The sequence below is a fragment of the Pseudomonas sp. CVAP#3 genome, from assembly GCF_018986375.1.
GTDB lineage: Bacteria > Pseudomonadota > Gammaproteobacteria > Pseudomonadales > Pseudomonadaceae > Aquipseudomonas > Aquipseudomonas helvetica.
In genome coordinates this window covers 110,183-133,571 of sequence record NZ_JAHMSC010000010.1, presented here as the reverse complement: position 1 = coordinate 133,571, position 23,389 = coordinate 110,183, and the positions used below count along the sequence as shown (strand labels likewise).

17 protein-coding genes and 1 pseudogene are annotated in these 23,389 nt (G+C 59.6%); 14 read left to right on the top strand and 4 right to left on the bottom strand.

Translation table 11 applies throughout. From position 1 onward, the window contains the following. The first annotated feature begins 30 nt into the window (after nucleotides 1–30). A complete protein-coding gene (locus KRR23_RS18425; RefSeq protein ID WP_216743660.1) occupies nucleotides 31–3,117 on the top strand; it encodes a MexW/MexI family multidrug efflux RND transporter permease subunit in 3,087 nt (1,028 codons plus the stop codon). An 89-nt stretch (nucleotides 3,118–3,206) separates the two neighbouring features. Then, the gene (locus KRR23_RS18420; protein WP_216743659.1) at nucleotides 3,207–4,595 is read left to right on the top strand and encodes a TolC family outer membrane protein; all 1,389 of its coding nucleotides are present in this window, start codon (nucleotides 3,207–3,209) and stop codon (nucleotides 4,593–4,595) included. A 54-nt stretch (nucleotides 4,596–4,649) separates the two neighbouring features. Here the strand turns inward: KRR23_RS18420 and KRR23_RS18415 are convergent, their stop codons facing one another. Next, nucleotides 4,650–5,579, bottom strand: coding sequence for a LysR family transcriptional regulator (locus KRR23_RS18415; protein ID WP_216743658.1), 930 nt, complete (start codon nucleotides 5,577–5,579; stop codon nucleotides 4,650–4,652). Nucleotides 5,580–5,823: 244 nt separating this feature from the next. Between KRR23_RS18415 and KRR23_RS18410 the strand changes: the two genes are divergently transcribed. The 7 genes from KRR23_RS18410 to KRR23_RS18380 all read left to right on the top strand — a co-directional run bounded on the left by KRR23_RS18410 (nucleotide 5,824) and on the right by KRR23_RS18380 (nucleotide 13,444). After that, nucleotides 5,824–6,471, top strand: a complete 648-nt coding sequence (locus KRR23_RS18410) for an FMN-dependent NADH-azoreductase (RefSeq protein ID WP_216743657.1) — start codon at nucleotides 5,824–5,826, stop codon at nucleotides 6,469–6,471. Between the two features lies 1 nt (nucleotide 6,472). Then, nucleotides 6,473–7,342, top strand: a complete 870-nt coding sequence (locus KRR23_RS18405) for a glutathione S-transferase C-terminal domain-containing protein (protein WP_216743656.1) — start codon at nucleotides 6,473–6,475, stop codon at nucleotides 7,340–7,342. A 631-nt stretch (nucleotides 7,343–7,973) separates the two neighbouring features. Beyond that, nucleotides 7,974–8,582: a thermostable hemolysin gene (locus KRR23_RS18400; protein WP_216743655.1), complete on the top strand. Its 609-nt coding sequence runs from the start codon at nucleotides 7,974–7,976 to the stop codon at nucleotides 8,580–8,582. Next, on the top strand, nucleotides 8,579–10,111 hold the full coding sequence (locus tag KRR23_RS18395) for an AMP-binding protein (RefSeq protein WP_216743654.1): 1,533 nt from the start codon (nucleotides 8,579–8,581) through the stop codon (nucleotides 10,109–10,111). Before KRR23_RS18400 ends, KRR23_RS18395 begins: the two co-directional genes overlap by 4 nt. Nucleotides 10,112–10,123: 12 nt before the next feature. Beyond that, nucleotides 10,124–10,993, top strand: coding sequence for a TauD/TfdA family dioxygenase (locus tag KRR23_RS18390; protein WP_216743653.1), 870 nt, complete (start codon nucleotides 10,124–10,126; stop codon nucleotides 10,991–10,993). Nucleotides 10,994–11,001: 8 nt separating this feature from the next. Then, on the top strand, nucleotides 11,002–12,126 hold the full coding sequence (locus tag KRR23_RS18385) for an aminotransferase class III-fold pyridoxal phosphate-dependent enzyme (RefSeq protein ID WP_216743652.1): 1,125 nt from the start codon (nucleotides 11,002–11,004) through the stop codon (nucleotides 12,124–12,126). Further along, on the top strand, nucleotides 12,116–13,444 hold the full coding sequence (locus tag KRR23_RS18380) for an aspartate aminotransferase family protein (RefSeq protein ID WP_216743651.1): 1,329 nt from the start codon (nucleotides 12,116–12,118) through the stop codon (nucleotides 13,442–13,444). Before KRR23_RS18385 ends, KRR23_RS18380 begins: the two co-directional genes overlap by 11 nt. A 177-nt stretch (nucleotides 13,445–13,621) precedes the next feature. Here KRR23_RS18380 and KRR23_RS18375 read toward each other — a convergent pair whose 3' ends face one another. Beyond that, nucleotides 13,622–14,260 (bottom strand): metalloregulator ArsR/SmtB family transcription factor, encoded by a 639-nt coding sequence (locus KRR23_RS18375; protein ID WP_253912163.1) that lies wholly within the window; start codon nucleotides 14,258–14,260, stop codon nucleotides 13,622–13,624. Nucleotides 14,261–14,394: 134 nt separating this feature from the next. On the opposite strand from KRR23_RS18375, the gene KRR23_RS18370 reads away from it, so the two are divergent. After that, nucleotides 14,395–15,813: an MFS transporter gene (locus KRR23_RS18370; protein ID WP_216743650.1), complete on the top strand. Its 1,419-nt coding sequence runs from the start codon at nucleotides 14,395–14,397 to the stop codon at nucleotides 15,811–15,813. Nucleotides 15,814–16,008: 195 nt separating this feature from the next. Here the strand turns inward: KRR23_RS18370 and KRR23_RS18365 are convergent, their stop codons facing one another. Then, nucleotides 16,009–17,454 (bottom strand): hypothetical protein, encoded by a 1,446-nt coding sequence (locus KRR23_RS18365; protein ID WP_216743649.1) that lies wholly within the window; start codon nucleotides 17,452–17,454, stop codon nucleotides 16,009–16,011. Between the two features lie 77 nt (nucleotides 17,455–17,531). Between KRR23_RS18365 and KRR23_RS18360 the strand changes: the two genes are divergently transcribed. Next, nucleotides 17,532–17,774 carry a short-chain dehydrogenase gene (locus tag KRR23_RS18360; protein WP_216743726.1) on the top strand — a complete coding sequence of 81 codons (243 nt, stop codon included), beginning with the start codon at nucleotides 17,532–17,534 and terminating at the stop codon, nucleotides 17,772–17,774. A 109-nt stretch (nucleotides 17,775–17,883) separates the two neighbouring features. Here the strand turns inward: KRR23_RS18360 and KRR23_RS18355 are convergent, their stop codons facing one another. Next, a complete protein-coding gene (locus KRR23_RS18355) occupies nucleotides 17,884–18,360 on the bottom strand; it encodes a hypothetical protein (protein ID WP_253912162.1) in 477 nt (158 codons plus the stop codon). A 323-nt stretch (nucleotides 18,361–18,683) separates the two neighbouring features. On the opposite strand from KRR23_RS18355, the pseudogene KRR23_RS29155 reads away from it, so the two are divergent. The 3 genes and pseudogenes from KRR23_RS29155 to hutU all read left to right on the top strand — a co-directional run. Next, a pseudogene (locus KRR23_RS29155) lies at nucleotides 18,684–18,803 on the top strand (short-chain dehydrogenase); the annotation flags it as partial. Between the two features lie 614 nt (nucleotides 18,804–19,417). Continuing rightward, nucleotides 19,418–20,956, top strand: a complete 1,539-nt coding sequence (hutH, locus tag KRR23_RS18350) for a histidine ammonia-lyase (protein ID WP_216743647.1) — start codon at nucleotides 19,418–19,420, stop codon at nucleotides 20,954–20,956. Between the two features lie 575 nt (nucleotides 20,957–21,531). Continuing rightward, nucleotides 21,532–23,232: a urocanate hydratase gene (gene hutU / locus KRR23_RS18345; protein WP_216743646.1), complete on the top strand. Its 1,701-nt coding sequence runs from the start codon at nucleotides 21,532–21,534 to the stop codon at nucleotides 23,230–23,232. Nucleotides 23,233–23,389 lie beyond the last annotated feature (157 nt).

Below are 23,389 nucleotides of genomic sequence, written 5' to 3'. Positions count from 1 at the left end.
ACGAGCAACTGAAGAAGGCTCTGTTCCGGTATGAAATTCACCGACCTGTTTATTCGTCGCCCCGTGCTGACGCTGGTGGTCAGCACGCTGATCGTGATGCTTGGCGTGCTGGCCCTGCTCAAGCTGCCGATACGCCAGTACCCGGCGCTGGAAAGCGCGACCATCACCGTCACCACCAGCTATCCCGGCGCCCGATCGTCGCTGATGCAGGGGTTCGTCACCCAACCGATTTCCCAGGCCGTGGCCTCGGTGGACGGGGTCGATTACCTGACGTCCAGCTCGACCCAAGGCAAGAGCCTGATCAGCATCCGCCTGAAACTCAACGCCGACTCCAACAAGGCGCTGACGGAAATCATGGCGGCGGTCAACCAGGTGAAATACCGCCTGCCCGAAGGTGCCTATGACTCGGTGATCGCCAAGTCGTCCGGTGAAGGTACGGCGGTGATCTACGTCGGCTTCTCCAGCAAGGATATCGGTCTGCCGGCCATTACCGATTACCTGTCGCGGGTGATCCAGCCGTTGTATTCGTCGATCGACGGCGTCGCCAATGCCGAAGTGCTCGGCGGCCAGACCCTGGCCATGCGCCTGTGGCTGGACCCGGTGCGCATGGCGGCGCGCAATATTTCCGCCAGCGACGTGGCCGAGGCGATCCGCAAGAACAACTTTCAGGCGGCCCCCGGCCAGACCAAGGGCGCATACGTTTCGGCCAACATCAACATCAACACCGACCTGACCAGCGTCGAGCAGTTTCGCCAGTTGGTGATCAAGAGCAAGGGCGACACGCTGATCCGCCTGAGTGACATCGGCACCGCCGAGCTGGGCGCCACCGCCTATGAAACCAGCGGCATCATGGACGGTGAAAAAAGCGTCTTCATCGGCCTGCACCCGACGCCCAGCGGCAACCCGCTGACCATCGTCAAAGGGGTCGAGGACATGATGCCCCAAGTGCAGAAAACCCTGCCGCCGGGCATGACCATGAACATCGTTTTCGAGGTCGCGCGCTTTATCAAGGCCTCCATCGACGAAGTGATGCGCACCTTGCTCGAAGCGGTGGTCATCGTTGCCGTGGTGATTTTCCTGTTCCTCGGCTCGATGCGCACGGTACTGATTCCACTGGTGACGATTCCGCTGTCGCTGGTCGGTGCGGCGGCGATGATGCACCTGTTCGGCTTCAGCATTAACTTGCTGACATTGCTGTCGATGGTGCTGGCGATCGGGCTGGTGGTCGACGACGCCATCGTGGTGGTGGAGAACGTCCACCGGCATATCGAGTCAGGCAAGTCACCGCTGCATGCGGCGATGGTCGGTGCACGGGAAATCAGTGGTCCGGTGATTGCCATGACCATCACCCTGGCGGCGGTTTACGCGCCGATCGGCCTGATGGGCGGCCTCACGGGCGCACTGTTCAAAGAGTTCGCCTTCACCCTCGCCGGGGCGGTGATCGTCTCCGGGATCGTCGCCTTGACGCTGTCGCCGCTGATGAGTTCATTGCTGCTTACCAGCAAGTCCAACGAAGGCATGATGGCCCGTGGCGCAGAACGGTTCTTCCACTGGCTGGGCGACAAGTACGGCCGGGTGCTGGACTTCTCGCTGCACCACTCGTGGATCACCGCCGTGATTGCCCTGCTGGTGTTCGCCAGCCTGCCGTTCCTCTACCTCAACGCCCAGCGTGAACTTGCCCCCGGCGAAGACCAGGCGCAGGTGCTGGCGGTGGCCAAGGCCCCGCAATACGCCAATATCGACTACACCGAAACCTACTCGCGCAAACTCGACACCTTGCTGGGTACCTACCCGGAAACCGACATGACCTGGGTCGTGGTCGGCAACGACGGCCCCCGCAGTGCATTCGGCGGCGCCAACCTCAGCGAATGGGACAAACGCAGCCGCAGCGCCGACACCATTCAGGCCCAGGTGCAGCAGGAAGCGAACGAGATCGAAGGCATGAGCATCTTCGCCTTCCAGTTGCCGTCGTTGCCGGGTTCCACCGGTGGCCTGCCGGTGCAGATGGTGATTCAGAGTTCCCAGGATCACCGCGTGGTGTTCGAGGAACTGGAACGCATCAAACAAGCGGCGCGCGCCAGCGGACTGTTCGCGGTAGTCGACAGCGACCTGGACTTCAACAGCCCGCTGGTCAACATCAAGATCGACCGCACCAAGGCCAACGATCTCGGGATCAGCATGCAGGCGATCGGCGATTCGCTGGCGGTACTGGTCGGCGAGAACTACATCAACCGCTTCGCCCTCAATGGCAGGGCCTACGATGTGATCCCGCAGGTACCGCGCAATCAGCGCATGTCCGGCGAACTGCTGGTGGGCCAATACGTCGAGGCGGCCAATGGCGCGCACATTCCGCTGTCGACCCTGGTCAGTTTCGAGATGGCGGTGGAAGCGAACAAGCTGACCCAGTTCAACCAGCTCAACTCGGCCACCCTGCAAGCGGTTCCGGCACCCGGCGTCAGCATCGGCGATGCGGTGAAGTTCCTGACCGCGCAAGCCCAGACATTGCCCGCCGGCTTCACCCATGACTGGTTGTCGGATGCCCGCCAGTTCGTTCAGGAAGGCAGCGCGCTGATGATCACCTTCGCCTTCGCGATCCTGGTGATCTACCTGGTGCTGGCGGCGCAATTCGAAAGCCTGCGCGACCCGTTGGTGATTCTGATCAGTGTGCCGTTGTCGATCTGCGGCGCGTTGATTCCGCTGTACCTGGGCTACGCCACCGTCAACATCTATACCCAGATCGGGTTGGTGACGCTGATCGGCCTGATCAGCAAGCACGGGATCCTGATGGTCGAGTTCGCCAACGAACTGCAACAGAGCCAGCAACTCGACCGGCGCACCGCCATCGAGCAGGCGGCGCTGATCCGCTTGCGGCCGATTCTGATGACCACCGCCGCCATGGTGGTGGGGCTGATCCCGCTGCTGCTGGCCAGTGGCGCGGGTGCCCACAGCCGCTTCAGCCTGGGTCTGGTGATTGTGGTCGGGATGCTGGTGGGCACGCTGTTCACGCTGTTCATCCTGCCCACCGTTTACACCTACCTGGCCAAGGATCACCGAGCCGCCCAGCACTCGGCGCGCAATCAGGAACTCAGCCGGGTCAGCAACGCCCTGACCAACTGATTCCGCCCCCAACCGTTTTCATCTTGCCACCTGCCCCAGAACCCGCACCGGGTTCTGCGGGACAGGCTGGCCGAAAAAGAGTACCTGTCATGTTCAGATTGTCCTTGATCACCCTGCTGATCTTCGCCACCCAGGCCAACGCCGTTGAAACGTCCCCGCGCAGCACACTGATGTCGGTGTACAGCCAGGTCGTGGAACACAACAGCGAAATAGCCTCCGCTCAGGAAGACTACTTCGCCCGCCGCGAAGCCGTGCCCCAGGCACGCGCCGACCTGTTGCCACAGATAGACCTGCAAGCCCTGAACGGCAGCACCCGAACCAACCTGCACGATGTCGACACCCGCAACGGCAGCCTCTACCGCGTGACCTTGAACCAGCCGCTGTTCGATGCCGCGCACTGGTTCAATCTCAAGTCCGCGAACGCCCTGAGCGAACAGGCCAAACTGGACTTCTCCACCGTCCAGCAAGAGCTGGTGCTGAAGACCGCCCAGGCCTATTTCGACACACTGCTGGCCGAAGACACCCTGGCCGCCACCAAAGCCGAACTGCGCGCTTTCGAACGCCAGTTGAACCAGACCCGGCAACGCTACGAGGCCGGCCTCTCGGACCAGAATGATGTGCTGTCGGCGCAGGCCAGCTACGACCGCTCTCATGCCAGCGTGATCAACGCCCAGCGCCTGACCGACGATGCTTACCAGGCGCTGAATCGCCTGACCGGCCAGCCTCAGGCACCCTTGATCGGCATCCGCCATACCCTCCCCGTCGAGCCACCGATACCCAACGAAGCCCAGTCCTGGGTTGACCAGGCGCTGACGCAAAACCTGCGCCTGCGTGCCAGCCAGGCAAGAACCCAGGCGGCACAGGAAAACCTGCGCAGCCAAACGGCCGAACACTTGCCCACCTTGGGGCTGCAATTGGGGTATGCCGAGGGCGACGCCGATGTGATGGACAACCCACCAGGGTTCGGCCAACGTGGCGGTAATGAGAAACAGAGTTCGGTGCTGCTGAACTTCAAGCTGCCGCTGTACAGCGGTGGCCGCACCAGCTCTCGGGTTCGCGAGGCGTATCACCGTTTCGACGAAAGCGAATACGACCAGACCAGCCTGCAACGGGAGGTGGTCGAGGCCTCACGCAATGCCTTTCGCTCGGTCAACAGCGAACGTGAGCAGGTACGCGCCTTACGCCAGACCATCATTTCCAGCCAGGGTGCGTTGCACGCGACAGAAGTCGGCTATGAAGTGGGTAACCGCAACATCGTTGATATCCTGTCCGCCCAACGCGATCTGTACAACGCGGTGCGCGACTACAACCTGGCCCGCTACAGCTACATCCTCAGCGGCCTGCGCCTGAAGCTTGCGGCCGGAACCTTGAGCCCTGCCGACCTGCAAAGTCTGGCGCAGTACCTGAAACCCGATTACGACCCCGACAAGGACTTCCTGCCGGCAGACCTGGCGCAACAAGGTGCGAAGACACTCTGAACAGAGTCCCTGTGGCGAATGGGCAAGCCCGTTCGCCACAGGTGGATCACGGCTTCAGAGTGCCAGGGCCAGGGCCAGGGCCTCGGACTTGTCACTCTTGATGCCCTGGCACAGCTCGCGAATGATGTCGGTCATCAACCGGACTTCCGGGTTGAGCTTGTACTCTTCCGGGAAACCCATATACATCGGCACTTCGCGTTCACGCTGATGACACAGCGGCACCGTCTGCAACTGACCGCTTGCCAGCTTCTCGCTGACCATGTGCTCCGGCAGCCAGGCAAAGCCCAGGCCTCGTTCGACAAAGGTCAACGCGGTGCTCAGGTTGCTTACAGTCCAGCGCTGCGACGTACCGAGCCAACCGCTGTTCTGCGAGGTGCGCATGCCCGGATCGCGAATCACGATTTGCCGGTAATCTTTCATGTCGGTAAGGCTCAGCTCGCCGTTGAAATGGGCCAGTGGGTGATTGGACGCCACGACGCACAGCAACGAGACGTTGAGCAGGAACTCCTGCACATAACCTGCCGGCAGACTGCTGGCGATGCCCAGCTCGACCTTACCGTCTTCCAGCAGTTCGCGTGCGCCGGACAACGCCGTTTCGTACAGCCGGATTCGGTGCCCTTGCAAGACTGAGGAGAATCTGAACAGCGCCTGCTCCAGCAAATCAGCGGGAAACAGCATGTCGACCGCCAGCGCGTGTTCGGTAAACAGCCCTGGCTGGTATTGATTGGCCAGTCGCTCAAGCTTTTGCGCCGAGCCCAGCAAGTGCTTGGCCTGAGGCAGCAGCGCCTGGCCCAGAGGTGTCAATACGGCCTTGCGCCCCTCGATCAGGAACAGTTCCTGCCCCAGCAGGGCTTCCATTCGGTTAACCGAATGGCTGATGGCCGACTGCGACTTGAACATGTGCTCGCCGGCCTGCTGGAAACCGCCACACTCAACCGTCGAAACAAAAGCCTGCCACTGGTCGAGACTGATCCTGGAAAACATTCGAACCTCCTTGTCCGCATCGGGTAAACATCAGAGCTGCTGCAGATCGGCGTTTTACCACAAAAAACGCTCTCGCCCTACGCCCATCGACACCTCGAACCTTAGCTGTTCGCTGACGATTCATGGCGCCTGAAACCCATGAATGGCATGAGTGGGTGAACCTGAATTTATGCGCTATTCCTGCCTCGCCGATTGTTCAAAACTTCCTCTCAAACAGCCGCTGCATTACTTGAGAGAGAAAGCCATGAGTCAAAAAATACTGGTGATACGTTCGTCGATCAAAACCGATGGTGGTTTTTCCGGGCAACTGGTGGACTACTTCCTGGACCAGCTCAAAGAAGTCCTTCCTGGATGCTCCATCGTCGTTCGCGACATCGCCAAGACACCGATTGCCCACCTCAATGCCAACACCATGGCCGCGCTGTATGGCCGCGAGCCAAGCGACAATGAAGGGCACCAGGCCCTGAGCCTGTCGAACGAACTGATCGAAGAAATCAACGAAGCCGAGCGCATCGTCATCGGCCTGCCGCGCTACAACTTCGGTGCGCCTTCGCTGATCCACGCCTACATCGATCACTTGGTCATCTCCGGTGTGACCTTCAAATACAACGAAACCGGCCCTGTCGGCCTGATCGACAGCAAACCGGTGTACGTCCTGACCGCCAGCGGCGGCATCTACAGCGATGGCCCGGACACCCTGGCCCTGTGGCTGTCGAGGATCCTCGGTTTCATTGGCCTGACCCAGGTCAACTACATCTATGCCGAAGGCTTGGAAATGGGTGAAGAAAGCCTGGCCAAGGGCCTGAAACAAGCGCGTCACGAGATCGATCAGACGATCAACGAACTGGGCGAACGACCTCGCCTGAAAATGGTTGGTTCGCAAGGGAGGTAACATGACCAAAGCGGTGAACAACACCCTCAACGATCAGCTGTTTCTCTCGGAGCTTGTGGCCGAAACCGACCGTTACCATTTGTACATCTCGCAGGCTTGCCCCTTTTCGCACCGTGCCTATCTGGTCCTGAGCGTACTGGGGCTTGAGGGTGTGCTGGACGTCTCGTCAGTTGCCGCTCGCCGCCATGACCGGGGTTGGGAATTCGACGACGTAGACCAGGACCCTTTGCACAAAGAGACGGCTCTGCTCTCCACGTTGTATGAAGGTTCCCGGCCCGGGTTCACCGGCAACCAATCGGTGCCGGTTTTGTGGGACAAATACCAGGAGCGGATCGTCCATAACGATTCCGCAGACCTCGCCTGGCAGATGGCGACCCGGTTGCTTCCGCTGGCGAAGACGCCCATGGAACTGGTGCCCGACGACCTGAGCGACGAAATCGCGAGCCTCAACGACTGGTTGCACACGCACGTCAATCGCATGGTTTACACCATGGGATTTGCCAGCGACCAGCAGAGTTACAGCAAGGCGTTTACGGTGTTCTTCAACGCCATGGATGAACTGGAAGCGCGTCTCGCTGACCAACGCTACCTGTTCGGCAACCGACTGACGCTGTCCGACTTGTTCCTGTTACCTACGCTGATTCGTTTCGAGGCTGTGTACTGCCTGCACTTCAAGGCCAATCTGCGCCCGTTGCAAGACTACCCGGCCCTGTACGACTACCTGCGCCGGATGACCCAACGCGAAGACGTGCGGCGCACCATCGACATGGACCACATCAAGCTGCATTACTACTACTCCCATAACCACATCAACCCGACACGCATCGTTCCCGACGGCCCGCAACTGGCCTGGCTGGCACAATCCGCCTGATCGAATAGACACCCTCGGAGTCCGGGCCCTGCCCGGACTCATATCCTCCGACATCCCCCTCGCCTGTATTCGTTCTGTCATACAACTAGAACGAAACAATTAACACCCCGCTTTTACTTGCCCCCCTTTCAAAATAACACCCGACAGCGACTTCATGACTCACATGAAAATTCTGAACGGGTACGGGTTAATTAATTCACTAATCAAACTATTTATGATAAAAACCACACAGCAGCAGGACGCTGTCTAATGACTTCATCGAAAGGATTCACTGTTCACTGACATACCGGACTACCCCCCCACCGATCCCGACCAGAAAACCCTACGCGCCCCGGCGTGGTGTTAGCTGCGAACACGAGTGGGAGCCTGAAAACAACAGGCATCCAATGGTGAACTAACACCGTCGAGGAACATGGCCCAATAGCGGATTGGGCCAGGCTGTTACAGGGGCATGGAAGAGCGCCTGCTGCCGTAAATAACAACACCAATCAGTACATATGTACCAGAACAACAACATCAATTAGGACATATGTACCAGAACAACAACATCAATTAGGACACGCGTACCAGAACAACCAGACCACTCAACAATCCGCCTATCGACTCACGCAGAAAAGAAAGGAAAACTTGCATGCGTACTCAAGTAGCCAAACGCAACACCTTACTCTGGAAGTCCGCCGTTGACTTTGTAAAACGTCGGTACATGAAAGCCTTTAATGCCATCATCGAGCCATCCCCCGAGTACTTTTTAATCGTATTCGATAGCAATGACTCCATTCAGTCGTGTGCCGGTTTCAGTTTCGCCAAGTCAGGCCCTCTATTGTCCGAGTGTTATCTGGACTCACCGTCCGAGGAGACGCTGTCCCGCATCACCAACACCCGGGTCGAACGCGACTGCATCGTCGAAATCGGCAATACCGCGTCGATCAATTCGGTTGCCGGCCAGACCCTGTTCAACATGCTCTCAATGGTGACCTGGTGCATGGGCGCACGCTACGTTCTTTGCACCTGCACACCGCAATTGATCAAATCGATGGGCTACTGCAACGTCAAGGTCAACAAGATCTGCGATGCCGACCCGCAACGCATGACCCCACAAGCGGAAATCGAATGGGGCTCCTACTACGAGCAGACGCCCATCACCGGCTACATCAAGCTGGGCGAGATGAAGCATCACTATCACGAGACCGTCCTCAAGACCGTTTTCCGACTCGACGTGCAGAGCGAGCAAGCAGCATGACGCATTTCGTCGAACACTTGCTGGCCCAGGCCCAACGCACACCGGATGCCGTCTGCGTCGTCGATATTCCTGCGGCAGACGGCACGGGCGGGCGCCGCCTGACCTACACCCAGGTGCTGGAGCATGCCCGGCAGCTTGGGCAACACATGAACCGTCAGTTCACCGACGAAAAGCGCACCATCGGCATCGTCATGCGCAACAGCAGCGACTGGGTCATCGCCGACTTCGCCTGCCTGCTCTTCGGCTTCACCTCCTTGCCGCTGCCGTTGGGTTTCAGCAAGTACCAGGCCGAACACCTGGCCTTCGAATGCTCGGGCTTCCTGGTCGACGACAAAGGCCGGGAGACGCTGGAAAAGCGCTGGGAAATCGACCTCCACGCCAGCCGCCTGGTCCATGTGCCCAGCGCACTCGAGACCCCGCTTCCAGTGTCGGCGGGCCCAAGCTTCATCGACAGCGCCAATGCCGAATGGACCTGCAAAGTCATCCACACCTCCGGCACCACCAGCAAACCCAAAGGCGTGAAGCAAAGCCTGGGCGGCCTGAGCGCCGTGCTGCAATCGCTACTCGGTGTGGTCCCGGCCACCTATCAAAAACGCTACCTGTCGGTGGTGCCGCTGAGCCTGTTGATCGAACAGGTCACGGCGGTCTACCTGCCGCTGCTGTCCGGCGGCACGGTGTACTTCCTCGACGAGCACACGCCGTTGATCGGCGAGGCTGGCTACAACACCTCGGCGATTCTGGCGCAACTGCTCAGAACCCGGGCGAGCGCGGTCACCGTACCGCCGATAATGCTCGACGTGCTCCTTGAAGTGGCCGAGCAAAACACCGACCCGGAGCTGCTGTCGTTGCTGCGCAACGAGCTGTACATCACCGCCGGTGGCGCTCCGATCAGCAGCGAAAAACTGCAGCGCCTGAGCGCGCAGGGTATTCAGGTTCATCAAGGTTACGGATTGAGCGAGAACGGTTCGGTGGTAAGCGTCAACACCCCGGCCAACAGCAAGCTCGGCAGCGTTGGCAAACCTCTGCCGCACGTCCAGGTCCGGGTGACGGATCAGCAACGGGTAGAAATCAAAAGCAGCTCAATGTTCCAGGGCTACTCGTGGGTCGATCCGAGCGCCTGCTCCTTCACCGAGGATGGCTGGCTGCGCACCGGTGATATCGGCGAGTTCGATGACGAGGGTTTCCTGTTCATCACCGGACGCGAGAAAAACATCATCTGCCTGCCCAATGGCCGCAATGTTTCTCCGGAACAAATCGAGCTGGAGTTCAAAGAGCAAACCGGCGTGAACGATGCGCTGATGTTCATGACCACAGACGGGCAACTGGCGATCGTACTCAGCATCGGACCGCTATTCGATCACCAGCACACTCAGGACTGGGCGCAACAGCGCTTCTCGGAAGTCGAGCTGCCGCAGGCCATCTGGCCACTGGCGCCGGACGCCCCGCAGCTGCAAAGCCTCTATGCCCTCAATGGCCCGGCCCGTAGAGCGCACGCCACCGACCTGCATCGTCAGACATGTACTCACTAAAGGACTAGCGACATGACTCAATCTACTTATCAGGCGAGTGTCATCACCGATCGTGCGTATGCCTTGAACGCCGACACTGCGGCGGTGTTCGAAGAGCTTTCGAACGCTGGTGTGATTATCTTCCGCAACTGCATCCAGTCGCTGGACGAGTTCGGCGCCTTCGTGAAAAAACACAGTTCGCGGCTGAGCCTGGACCCGGGTCGCGTGATCGCCAAAGGCGTCGCACAACTGGTCGACGCCGGCACCGACGCCGTAGGCCTGCACTGCGAAAACGGCAACGCGCCGATCTGGCCGGACCTGACCTGGTTCTTCTGCGAGATCGCCCCCACCAAAGGTTCGCAAACCACCTTGTGCGATGGGGTGAAGGTCTACCAGGAACTCAGCGAAGAGGCCCGTCAGCGCTTCGAGAGCAGCCGCATCCGCTACCGCCGCACAGTGACGGGCGAAAAGTGGCGCAAGATCGTCTGCTACTACAAACCGCAAATCCAGCAGCTGGAAGACGCCAGTTTCGAGCACCTGAACGAGATCATCGGCCAGGACCCCAACACCCGGATGGAGTACAACCCAAGCACCGATTGCGTGGCCTATGCCTACAGTGTCCCGGCGTGCCAGACCTCCAGTTTCTGTGAGCACCCGGCCTTCGCCAACAGCATTCTCGGGCCGTCCTTCAACTACGAAAAACCGGTGATCGACTTCGAGAACGGCGAAGAGATTCCCGCCGACCTGCTGGCGGAAATCACCGAGGTCACCGAACGCAATACGCACACCGTGGGCTGGCAGGACCTGGACCTGGTGATGATCGACAACCGTCGGGTGATGCACGGCCGGCAAGCGATCATCGATGACCAGCGTCGCATTTTCAATGCGCTGAGCTATCGGTAATGGCCGCCATGATGAATCACCCAGAGCAAACCTGGGCCGTCGAAGGCCAGTACGAAAGTTTCATCGACAACCGCGGCCATCAACTGATTGACCTCAGTGGCGGGTTCGGCCTGCAAGTGCCCGAGGTGGTGCAGGCCGTGAGTCGGCAGGTCGATAAAATCGGCCTGTCCAACCGTGTCCTGCTGTCCGCGCCGTTGATCGAGTTGTGCAAGCAACTCAGCGAGTTCATGCCCGAAGGATTGGAGAACTCGTATGTCTGCAACTCTGGCGACGAGGCGTTTGAAGGTGCGCTGAAACTCGCGCGTTCGCTCAACCCCCATCGGCGCACGGTGATCGCCGTGGGGGGCGTGGCGTACGGTTCGTTGTCTTACGGGCGCTACCTGAGCGCCCCTGGGCTTTATCCGGAGTCCGGGGAGTTTCTGGGGATCAAGGTGGTGCACGTCGACTCGGTGCACGACCTGCCACACATGGCGATCTGGCAGGACTGTTTTGCCCTGTGCTACGGCCCATTGCGCACGGCCGCCAACGGGCTGCTGGAAGCGGTCGACCCGATGCTGATCGCCAGCCTGGAACGGATCGCCAACAGCCAGCGAATTGTGACCCTGTTCAATGACGTCGACACCTGCCTGGGCAGCGTCGGGCATCTGCTGTCGCAGAACCTGTCCGGTGCGCGCCCGGACATCGTCGTCCTGGGCAAAAGCCTGGGCGGCGGCTGCATCCCCATCGGCACCTACACCTGCAGCCATGCGCTGGCCTACAAGGCCTACGGCAAAGCCTCGCCGGCCAAACACGGGAGCACCACCGCCGGTAACCCGCCATCGTGCATCGCGGCCGGGACTGCCCTGCGCTACGCGCAGGAACAACGGCTGGACCAGCGCAGTCTCGACAACGGCAAGGCGCTGGCCAGCGAACTGGCCGACCTCAACGCAAGGGCCATCGGTGGCATCGTCAAGGTTCCGCTGGCCAGCACCGAGCAAGCCGTCGAGGCGCAACGGGCGCTGTACGCCGCCGGTGTGCATATTCGCCGGCCAAGCGGGCGCGAACTGCTCTTGCGTTGCCCATTGGTCGCGCGCACGGAGCGCGTCGTCGACGCCGCACACCTGATAAAAAGGACTTTGCAATATGCTGCTTAACCGCCTTGTGGATGACTGCTACAAACACTGGACGCCCTCGGCGGCCAAGCTTTATCGCATTGCCAATACCGGCATCGAACGCTCCGCCGAAGGGGCGATCGTTACCGACCATCGCGGCAAGCACTTCATCGATTGTGCGTGCAGCTATGGAATATTCCTGGTCGGTCATCAGAACCCTCAGGTCAAGTATGCCAGCCAGCGTCAGCTGAACCGAATGGCCTGGCAGCCCGAGGGGCTGACCCACAATTCGCAGCACCAACTGAGCGAGACCCTCAAGCGTCTGGCTCCCGGCGAGTGGGGCGACGTGCGCTACACCATGACTGGTGCCGAAGCCATCGAGCAAACCTTGCGCTATGCGCTCAAACGGCAGTTGCCGCGCAAACGGATCGTGGTCATGCGCAATGCCTACCATGGCAAAACCCTGACCACCATGGCGATCCTCGGCCAACAGTACCAAAGCAACCAGCATGGCCTGAACCGGGTGATGGTCGACTTCATTCCCTACGGCGACTTCGCCGCGCTGGAACACGCCATCACCAACCAGGTGGCGGCGGTCTACATCGAGCCGATCCTCGGCGGCGCCCACCTGACGTTGCCCGAAGCCGGCTACAACACGCGGATCCGCGAGTTATGCAGCGCCCACGGCTGCCTGATGATCGCCGATGAAATCCAGACGGCATTCGGTCGCTGCGGTAAATGGTTCGGCGTCGATTACGACAACGTGGTGCCTGACATCATGGTGCTGTCCAAGGGCTTGACCGGCGGCTACGCAGCCATCGCGGCGGTGATGTACAGCCGCGCCTTGATCGACCGGCAGCCACTCGACCCTCTTGAAGATCAGGTCTGCGGCCAGGGCGGTTTGCCCTATGCCTGCGAAACGGCCCTGGCCGCAATTCGTGCGATTGAAGAAGGCCAACTGATCGAAAAATCCCAGGCGGCCAGCACACAGTTGTGCCAGGGATTGCAGCTACTGGCCGAAGCCTACCCGCAGATTATCAGCGATGCGCCAGCGATTGGCCTGATGACCGGTTTACGTCTCAAGGGAGCCGTCTGGGAAAACCTGATCAGCATGGAACTGACCAAGCGCGGAGTGCACTCCGGGCACTCGTTGAACGAAAAGGCCACGGCGCCGGTGCTGCGTTTCTATCCACCGCTGACCATCACCACCGCGCAAATCAGCCAGGTCCTCAAGGCCCTGGAAGAATCCCTCGAGGCCGTTGCCAGCAAGCCGCGCTGGATGCTCAAACTGATGACGCCGATCATCCGCAACCTCTACCGCATCCCTTACGGCATGACCCCACGGAGCGCAGACCAATGATTCGCGTGGATGATCTTTCCCTGGTAGTTCGGCAAGCGCCTGGAGGCCGCCTTGCCAAAATGGCAGGCGGTGATTCCCGCTCAGTAACCCTCCCCCACTGACATCGTTGCCGGGGCCATCCCCGGCAGCGCGATCAGCTGGCCCTGGTATGCCGCAAATGAGTATCTCGAGGGCACTTCAGACCGGAGTAATGCGGTAAGCGCAACGGCGGGCATTCATCAGAATGTGCTCCACACGCTCAACCCTGGCTTGCAGAACGTGCTCGAACACATCCAGTTCGGCGCGACAAAAACCCTGACACGCAGCCGCCGCCGCGCAGATCGGACAATGGTTCTCGATAAACATGAAGGCCCCGTCCGGTTGCTCGCTCCATTCGGCCATATAGCCTTCACGGGCACGCAGGGCGGCAAGGCGTTTGACCCGTTCCTGAAGGGTCTCGGCGCCAGCCAGCTCTTGCAGGTACAAGGTGCGACTCTGCTGCTCGCGAACGTCGATCAGGCGATCGATGGCCTCGGGCCCGAAGGTCTCGCGCACGGTCTGCAAGAGCTGCACGGTCAGCTCCGAATGAGTATCGGGAAACCGCGCATGGCCGGCCGCCGTCAGGTGCCAGACCTGCGACGGGCGCCCAACGCCTCGGGCCTCTGACCGGGCCTCCACCAAGCCGCTGGCAGTCAGCTTGACGAACTGCTGGCGCGCCGCCTCCCCCGTGGTGCCCAGCGCGCGCCCGGCATCGGCCGCCAGTTGCGGGCCGCGAGTCTTGAGCATGTGAAGCAGTCGGTCGGCAGGCGACAGCGATGCTTCATCCTGGTTTTCCAAGTATTTTCTTGACAAACAACGGACCCCGCGGCTTCAATATTTAAAGAATTTACTTGGTAAATCTAACCCAAGCCTTGAAAACAGGCAATTGACTCTCGCAATCCGCCGGGTCGCGAGTCACAGCAGGAGGTTGTATGTCTACGCAAGGAAGCAGCTGGAGCGATTTACTCTCCGGAAAAAACGCCGCGCGATCCATCGCACTGTCAGGAGGCGTTACGCTGCACGCGATCAATATCTACATCGCTACAACTATCCTGCCCTCCGTGGTCAAGGAAATCGGCGGGCTCGACCTGTACGCCTGGAACACCACACTGTTCGTCGTCGCATCCATCCTCGGCTCCGCGCTCACGGCCAAAATCCTGCAACGCACAGGGCCACGCGTTTCCTATGCGATAGCCTCGTTATTTTTCCTCGCTGGCAGCCTCATTTGTGCCCTGGCACCGAGCATGCCGGTGATGCTGGTCGGTCGCGCGGTTCAAGGCCTGGGCGGCGGCTTGATGTTCGCCCTGTGCTACTCGATGATTCAACTGGTGTTCGAAGAACGCCTCTGGCCTCGGGCCATGGCCCTGGTCTCGGGCATGTGGGGAATCGCCACGCTGATCGGCCCGGCCATCGGCGGCATTTTTGCGGAGATGGATGCCTGGCGTTTAGCCTTTGGTTCGCTGGTCCCGGTGACGTTGGCGTACATCCTGCTGACCAGCAACGTGCTGCCCAAACGTGACATGAATCAACCGCCCGTGGGCCGCTTGCCCTTGTTGCAATTGTTCCTGCTGGCTGCGGCGGTGCTCTCGGTATGCATCGGCAGTGCTTCGTCGCTTCCGACCTGGAACCTGCTGGGCATAGGCCTCTGCCTGCTGCTGGTGTTTTTCCTGGTTCGTCATGAATCCAGCACCCTGACACGCCTGCTGCCCAAGGATGCCTTGCGGCTCAATACCCCACTCTTTGCGCTGTACGCGACCATGGGGCTGTTGGTGGTCGGCATGACCAGCGAAATCTTCGTGCCGTACTTCCTGCAAACCCTGCACGGGCAGACACCGCTGATTTCCGGCTACCTGGCGGCCCTCATGGCGGCTGGCTGGACGCTGTCCGAAGTGATGAGTTCCGGCTGGCGCGAGCGTGGCGTGCGCCGCGCAATCATCAGTGGCCCGGTGTTCGTACTGGTCGGACTGATCATCCTGGCCGTCGCCATACCGTTCGACAGTGGTGGCGACTGGGCGCTGCTCACCCCGATCTGCATTGCCCTGACCCTGGTGGGATTCGGCATCGGTATCGGTTGGCCACACCTGCTGACCCGAGTCCTGCAAGTGGCCTCGGCCGAAGACCAGGACTCGGCGGCTTCATCCATCACCACCGTACAACTGTTCGCCACCGCACTTGGCGCGGCACTGGCCGGGATGATCGCCAACATGGCCGGGCTCAACGACCCGACCAATATGGAAGGCACCGCCAACGCCGCACGCTGGCTGTTTGCGCTGTTTACCATTGCGCCGATTCTGGCGCTGGTGACTGCGGTGCGGTCGGCGCGGATTCGGCCGGGGCTTGCAGCGGTTTGAATCGGGTCGCGCTTCAATAAAAAACCCGGCATTACCCGCGATTCTGTTCACTTAAGCCGGAGACCAGAGCTTTTTTATTTCAAACTCTACGGTGAAAACCAAGTAAAACGCCGCTACCTCATGTCGAGACAAGCGGCGTTTTCATCATTCGCCATCACCAACACTGGATGTCATGGCGTCATGCTTCCGGGCTTATCAGCGCACCGACTCGATGCGCCACTTCCACAGACCTACCGGACTGTTCTCGAGAACATGAACGAACTGTCCATAGTCGGCGAGGTACCAGGACAGATCGGTCCAATCCAGCCCGCGGGCTTTCATCTTGGTGCAATTGAGGAGCTTGGCCGGGCCCAGCAGAGTCGGATGCAAGGCGCTGGCAGGTTGTTCGCGGACGATCTGGCAGGTCACAGTCCTGGGTTCACTGGTCTTGTGCGAAGGGCTACCGTCAGCGTTGGCAGGCTCTGCCCGGGTTTCGATATAGCTGACCTGGGTCTTGAGCGGCAAGTTGCGCCAGTCACCCTGAAAGCTCAGGTCGACCAGGGGCCGCGAATCCGCCACTTCCTTGCCGGTTTCTTTGTCGATGTTGTGGCTGGCCAGATCGAACAAGCCACGGAAGGTCAGGTTGATCGCAGGCGGGAGCACAAAGTCCACTGGCTGCACCAGAGTTTGCCCCGAGGCGCTGTCGGTGCTGATGAAGACCTCCTTGGAGAAGTCGCCAAGTTTAGTCCCGTTAAACATCACCATGTCATAGCGATATCCCAGGTGGCGCAGGGGCCTGGCCGGCGCGGGCAGGTCCAGGGCCTGGATGGCCGCTACGACTGACGGTGCAACCGTCGGCGTGCTGATGACCGGCGGCAAGGTTTGGCGTGCGTTGAAGACGGGCAACCTGGCCAGCTCCGCTTGCGGCAGGCAAGCGGCCTTGAACACGCGTTGCCGGTCGGCCGAAGCCTGCATCAGCGGTTGCGGCACAGCCTGCCTTTCGACTTTGCCGCTGGAGACTTCGTGCGAGCCATCGATCATGAACTGGCTTAGTGCAGTGACCGTTTGCTGCTTGCAGTCCAAGGCCAGTCGCTCCTGGCTCTGAGCTATCAGCGCGGCTCCGTCGCTGGCAATAAGGTAGTGCCGATAATCGCGGCCGGCCCAGACATACAGTAGTCCGCCTTCCTGTTGCAGGCTATTGCGGTCAAGCATCAGCCAATCCTGATCCTCGGCTAATTCCAGCATCCGCCAATCTGGCGTGGGACGTTGTGTGCATACCTGTTGCAACTGCTCACTGTGCTGCAACTGCTGACTTTGCTCCGCCGGTAAAGCAGTGCTGGTCTTTGGCTGGTCGGTAAACGCGCTCAAACCGTTACGGGTGGGATAGAACATGCTGTTCGGACCCTGCTTGCAGGACGCATTGAACCTGGCATAGATCGCAGTGTTGCCCACTCGCGTGACCAAGTAGGTCACCTTGTCGCCTTCGCGCACAATGGAGTGCTCCAGGACGGGCAACGTGAGGGCCTCATTGAAGACGGCCAGGCCCGGGTGCACCTTGGGTTCCTGCGGGATCGGCCTGGAGCTGCAACCGGTCAGACTCAGGGCCAGCAGCGAGAAGCCCAACACAACCGGGTGGCGGAAAAAGGCAGAGCTGGCGTCCATGCGGATACGGTCCTTGAAAATTAGGGGCGGGTGAAAGATAAAAATCTTGTTGATAGTTCGGCACATTTTTTTCGCCCATCACCGATGGGTATCTGAAATTGCACGTACTGCTCGACACGGCCGGTTATCGAATCCGGGCCGTTACGCAGATTCTGGAAAACCTCGCGATGCGCGGCGACATCACCACCGACTCAGTGATCCTCAGCGACTTCGCGCAGCTCTGCTGCATTCCTCTACGCGATGGCTGCGACTTGCTCGATGTGATTGCACTACGTCTGGATGCGCAGCCGTCGCCCGCAAGCGAACGCGCCAAGCCATAACCTCAAAAAAGAAAAAGCCCCCCCCTAACTTTTCAGCTACGGGGGCTTTTTTATATGTATGGCGCAGAGATAGGGATTCGCCCCCAAAATAACGGGGACAAACGCTTTCTTACTGGGCCAGCGACACCTGGCCAGCGCCGAGCTTCAGCCCAGCCAAGCGCTTGAGCAGTTCATTGATGTTCTCCCGCGCCGAGCCTTCGTTCGCCAGTCGCAGGCGTTTCACACCGAAGAAGGAATCACCGACACCGGCGGTGAAGGGAGCCTTGACCTTGTCGGTCCAGATCACCCGGCCTGTGGCATTCTCTACCAGGCTGTATTCAACCATCGAAGTAACGGTGAAGTTCAGACCGAACAGCGGCTGGTCGAGACTTACCAGATTGGCGCGCAGGGCGTAGTTTGCCTTGCTGTTCTTACCCAGCAGGCCAGCGTTGCTCAACGATTGCTCGAGCGCCGAACGGAAGTCCGCGCTTTCGATCTGCGAAGTCCACAGCGGGTTGGTCGTGCTGCCGCCGCCGACACTGTCGACTTTCATGTTGTCGCGAAGCGCAACGTCATAGGTTTGTGCTTGCCCGGGATTGACCTGCATATTCTCAATCTTGGCTGATGAAGCACAGCCAGTGAGAACGAGGGCAAACAGGGAGATAGAAAGCAAACGGAGCATGGTCGGTCCTTGATGGCCAGGAGGGGGAGTAACGGTAAACGTCGCATCAGGGTCTGCGAATGAAGACCGGAGTGTCGGCGGCTATCCCTGAAAACGTGAGGAAGGATAATAGAGTTGAGTTAATGGCTCAATGACATCATCACAAGAAATGCGCCTTGGAAGGGAAGCGGTCAATTAAAGGGGGGATATTTTCAGCACTCGCTTATCTAACGCCAAAATACTCGATACTTTTTCCAAGAGCTTGAACCCGGGCCGTTACGCAGATTCTGGAAAACCTCGCGCTGCGCGGCGACATCACCACCGACTCGACGATCCCCAGCGACTCCGCACAGCTCTGCTGTATTCCTCTGCGCGACGGCTGCGATTGACTCGATGTGATTGCTCGACAGAGACACCTTCCAGCTCAAACCATTCGGCCCAAGAGGGGGGCGAATCAAATTTCGGCTCTGGTTTGCAGCCGTTTCCTAAGCACACCCAATTGTTACCGAACGTCCCGGCGCGACGTAACTCCACGCTCAAGTAACAGCCGTTACGCCTTCGCAAAACCTTTCGAAAAAATCGCCTCCGGCCAAACCCTTGCCCCAAAAGCGTTCCAGCCAAACCCTGTGCTTTATTGAACAGCGATCCAACAAGTTGGCCGCTTGATTGCATATTCTTGTATGTACAAGTAAACGTGTGTGCACAAGAGTCGCGGGAACCTCTTCACCTCCACCGCCTTGCTTGTAGAGCAATGCCGCGCACAACAAAGACGTGTGCATCGGCAACCGCGTCGTGATTATCAAGGACGGCCGATTGATTCAGATCGGTGCGCCGAAAGGGATCCTTGACTCGTTTGCTGGCGAATAGGTTGATCGCTTCATTCAGCGTCCTGCTGAACCTGCTTGAAATGAGTTTTTCCGGACGACGTGTATCCAATGTGGCCAGGGGCCGAACCCTCTGGCCACAGGTGTAACTCGACAACAACCCTTGCGTGAGGCTTCACATGTCACAGGCTAAAAAAATTGTTATCGCCGATGCTCCGTTGCGTTGGCAGGATGTGGTCGCAGTTGCCCGGCACGGTGCTGTGCTTGAATTGTCGGCTCAAACCTGGGCGCGGATCGACAATGCCCAGGCCATCGTCCAGCACATCGTCGTCAGCGGCGAGCGCGCGTATGGCGTCAATACCGGTTTGGGCGCGCTCTGCAATGTCTCGCTACAAGGCGAACAACTGAGCCAGCTGTCGCGCAATACATTGCTTAGCCACGCGTGTGGCGTCGGTGCACCACTGACCGATGAGCAGACGCGGTCGATCATGTGCGCGGCGATCATAAACTACAGCCACGGCAAATCCGGTCTGCATCGGCAAGTGGTCGAAGCGCTATTGGCCTTGCTCAATCGCGGGATTACCCCACAAGTACCGTCCCAGGGTTCGGTCGGCTACCTGACTCACATGGCGCATATCGGCATCAGTCTGCTGGGGGTCGGCCAGGTCAGTTATCGCGGGCAGATCGTCTCTGCGCAGCAAGCTTTGGCTGAAGAAGGCTTGAAGCCGGTGCAGTTGGGCGCGAAAGACGGGCTGTGCCTGGTCAACGGTACACCGTGCATGACCGGCCTGAGCTGCCTCGCCCTCGCCGATGCAACCCGCTTGATCCAGTGGGCAGACGTGATCGGTGCCATGAGCTTCGAAGCCCTGCGCGGTCAGATCGACGCATTCGACGCTGAAATCATCGCCCTCAAGCCACATCCGGGAATGCAGCAAGTCGGCATCAACTTGCGCGGCCTGCTTGATGGCAGTGAAGTGATTGCCAGCAGCAAGGGCATTCGTACTCAAGATGCACTGAGCATCCGTTCGATCCCGCAAGTACATGGCGCGGCCCGTGATCAACTTGACCACGCGACCCGGCAGATCGAAACCGAACTCAACTCCGCCACCGACAACCCGCTGCTTCTGGGTACACCGGATAACTACCGGGTGATGTCTCAGGCCAACCCGCACGGCCAGTCGGTGGCCTTGGCTGCCGACTTGCTGGCGATCGCCATGGCGGAGATCGGCTCGATCGCCGAGCGTCGCCTGGACCGTTTGATCAACCCGCACGTCAGTGGCTTGCCGGCATTTCTGGTGAGCAACCCTGGGGTTAACTCTGGAATGATGATCGTCCAGTACGTTGCCGCTTCCCTGTGTGCGGAAAATCGTCAGTTGGCGCAACCGGCGGTGCTCGACAACTACGTCACATCGGGCCTGCAGGAAGACCACCTGAGCATGGGCACCAACGCTGCACTGAAGCTGCATCGGGCGCTGGAAAACTGCACTCAGATCCTCGCTATCGAGTATCTGCTGGCGGCCCAGGCCTTCGAATTTCTCAAGGCCGACTTTCTCAAGGGGCCATGCTTCGGTGCAGGCACGGAGGTCGCTTGGCGACTGCTGCGCGAGCGCGTTCCGGCCTACGACCAGGACCGCTGGCTGGCGCCAGATATCGCCAGTGCAGCAAGCGTTTTGAAAGATCCGCAATTGCTGCAAACCGCGTTACCGAGCCTGCACTAAAATCGATTCCCAAGCAGCGTGCCAAGCCGCAGCCACTCATAAGTGGCTGCGGCGGATAAATCCGCAGCGATGTGTTGTTAATAAAATGCTCAAGAGGAGCATTGATGTGACGACGCTAATGCTGTCCCGCGCTGCCGGTTTCGACGAGACCTTTTTGTCCGGCGAGACATTGAGCTGAGACGCGGCAAGTCCCCCTCGCCACAAAAGCACTCACCCAATCGTTCCCCATCGCGCACCAACATCTTTCAATTTGTTACCGAGCGCCCCGGCATGGCGCAATTCCACGCTCAAGAAACGGCCGTCACACCTTCGAAAAATCTCTCAAAAAAAATTGCCTCCCGCCAAACCCTTGTCCCAAAGCCATCCCTGCAAAACCCTGAGCTTTATAGGACAACGATCCAATAAGTTGGCCGCTTGATTGCATACTCTTGTATGTACAAGTAAGTATGTGTGCGTAAGAGTCACGAGCGCCTCTTCGCACCCTCCCCTATTTCGCTTGTAGCGCAATGCCGCGCACAGGCTTGCTCGCCCACTGCCTGGGCTGGTTTGGATTGATTGCTGAGGAGTTTTTTTTCGTGACTGACAATACCCAGAAACCGACCCCCGTCACTTTTACTAAGCATCGGGACGTTGAAATCCGTGCCCCGCGTGGCAACAAGCTGACCGCCAAGAGCTGGCTGACCGAAGCGCCGCTGCGCATGCTGATGAACAACCTCGACCCGGAAGTTGCCGAGAACCCTAAAGAACTGGTGGTTTACGGTGGTATCGGTCGCGCGGCGCGTAACTGGGAATGCTACGACAAGATCGTCGAGAGCCTGACCAACCTGAATGACGACGAAACCCTGCTGGTGCAATCCGGCAAGCCAGTCGGCGTCTTCAAGACCCACAGCAACGCCCCGCGCGTGCTGATCGCCAACTCCAACCTGGTGCCACACTGGGCGAGCTGGGAACACTTCAACGAACTGGACGCCAAAGGCCTGGCCATGTACGGCCAGATGACTGCCGGCAGCTGGATCTACATCGGCAGTCAGGGCATCGTTCAAGGCACCTACGAAACCTTCGTTGAAGCCGGTCGCCAACACTACAACGACAACCTCACCGGTCGCTGGGTCCTGACCGCCGGTCTGGGCGGCATGGGCGGCGCTCAACCACTGGCCGCTACCCTGGCCGGCGCGTGCTCGCTGAACATCGAATGCCAACAAGTGAGCATCGATTTCCGTCTGAAAAGCCGTTATGTCGACGAGCAGGCCAAAGACCTCGACGACGCGCTGGCGCGCATCGCCAAATACACCAAAGAAGGCAAAGCGATTTCCATCGCCCTGCTGGGTAACGCGGCAGAAATCCTGCCGGAATTGGTCCGTCGCGGTGTGCGTCCGGACATGGTCACCGACCAGACCAGCGCCCACGATCCGCTCAACGGTTACCTGCCGGCCGGTTGGACCTGGGAAAAGTACCGCGCTCGCGCCAAGACCGAGCCGGCTGCTGTGATCAAAGCCGCCAAGCAATCGATGGCCGTGCACGTCAAAGCGATGCTCGACTTCCAGAAGCAAGGCATCCCGACTTTCGACTACGGCAACAACATCCGTCAGATGGCGCAAGAAGAAGGCGTCGAGAACGCCTTCGACTTCCCGGGCTTCGTGCCGGCTTACATCCGTCCGCTGTTCTGCCGCGGTATCGGTCCGTTCCGTTGGGCTGCACTGTCGGGCAACGCTGAAGACATCTACAAAACCGACGCCAAGGTCAAAGAGCTGATCCCGGACGACGCCCACCTGCACAACTGGCTGGACATGGCGCGCGAGCGCATCAGCTTCCAGGGTCTGCCGGCACGTATCTGCTGGGTGGGTCTGGGTCTGCGCGCCAAGCTGGGTCTGGCGTTCAACGAAATGGTCCGCAGCGGCGAGCTGTCGGCACCGATCGTGATCGGCCGCGACCACCTGGACTCCGGTTCGGTGTCGAGCCCTAACCGCGAAACCGAATCCATGCAGGATGGCTCCGACGCCGTGTCCGACTGGCCACTGCTCAACGCTCTGCTGAACACCGCGAGCGGCGCGACCTGGGTTTCCCTGCACCACGGCGGCGGCGTCGGCATGGGCTTCTCCCAGCACTCGGGCATGGTGATTGTCTGCGACGGTACTGACGAAGCGGCCGAGCGTATCGCTCGCGTTCTGCACAACGACCCGGCAACCGGCGTTATGCGTCACGCCGATGCCGGTTACCAGATCGCTATCGACTGTGCCAAAGAGCAGGGCCTGAACCTGCCGATGATCACCGGTTGATCTGTAGGTCAGGGGGTACACAGAGATGGAACAGCTGTCCAGGCATGAGGCCATTTTTGGTGAATATTAACCGGCTGAGCTGACAGGCTGGTTTTTACGGCTTTGTCTGGTATGCACAAAAATAGTTGTGCATACCAGCATAGGAGATTCGGCCTGA

Excerpts from the sequence above, each read along its gene's own strand:
- KRR23_RS18425 (WP_216743660.1), top strand. The coding sequence starts at position 31 with ATGAAATTCACCGACCTGTTTATTCGTCGCCCCGTGCTGACGCTGGTG.
- KRR23_RS18420 (WP_216743659.1), top strand. The coding sequence starts at position 3,207 with ATGTTCAGATTGTCCTTGATCACCCTGCTGATCTTCGCCACCCAGGCC.
- KRR23_RS18415 (WP_216743658.1), bottom strand. The coding sequence starts at position 5,579 with ATGTTTTCCAGGATCAGTCTCGACCAGTGGCAGGCTTTTGTTTCGACG.
- KRR23_RS18410 (WP_216743657.1), top strand. The coding sequence starts at position 5,824 with ATGAGTCAAAAAATACTGGTGATACGTTCGTCGATCAAAACCGATGGT.
- KRR23_RS18405 (WP_216743656.1), top strand. The coding sequence starts at position 6,473 with ATGACCAAAGCGGTGAACAACACCCTCAACGATCAGCTGTTTCTCTCG.
- KRR23_RS18400 (WP_216743655.1), top strand. The coding sequence starts at position 7,974 with ATGCGTACTCAAGTAGCCAAACGCAACACCTTACTCTGGAAGTCCGCC.
- KRR23_RS18395 (WP_216743654.1), top strand. The coding sequence starts at position 8,579 with ATGACGCATTTCGTCGAACACTTGCTGGCCCAGGCCCAACGCACACCG.
- KRR23_RS18390 (WP_216743653.1), top strand. The coding sequence starts at position 10,124 with ATGACTCAATCTACTTATCAGGCGAGTGTCATCACCGATCGTGCGTAT.
- KRR23_RS18385 (WP_216743652.1), top strand. The coding sequence starts at position 11,002 with ATGATGAATCACCCAGAGCAAACCTGGGCCGTCGAAGGCCAGTACGAA.
- KRR23_RS18380 (WP_216743651.1), top strand. The coding sequence starts at position 12,116 with ATGCTGCTTAACCGCCTTGTGGATGACTGCTACAAACACTGGACGCCC.
- KRR23_RS18370 (WP_216743650.1), top strand. The coding sequence starts at position 14,395 with ATGTCTACGCAAGGAAGCAGCTGGAGCGATTTACTCTCCGGAAAAAAC.
- KRR23_RS18365 (WP_216743649.1), bottom strand. The coding sequence starts at position 17,454 with ATGGACGCCAGCTCTGCCTTTTTCCGCCACCCGGTTGTGTTGGGCTTC.
- KRR23_RS18355 (WP_253912162.1), bottom strand. The coding sequence starts at position 18,360 with ATGCAGGTCAATCCCGGGCAAGCACAAACCTATGACGTTGCGCTTCGC.
- hutH (WP_216743647.1), top strand. The coding sequence starts at position 19,418 with ATGTCACAGGCTAAAAAAATTGTTATCGCCGATGCTCCGTTGCGTTGG.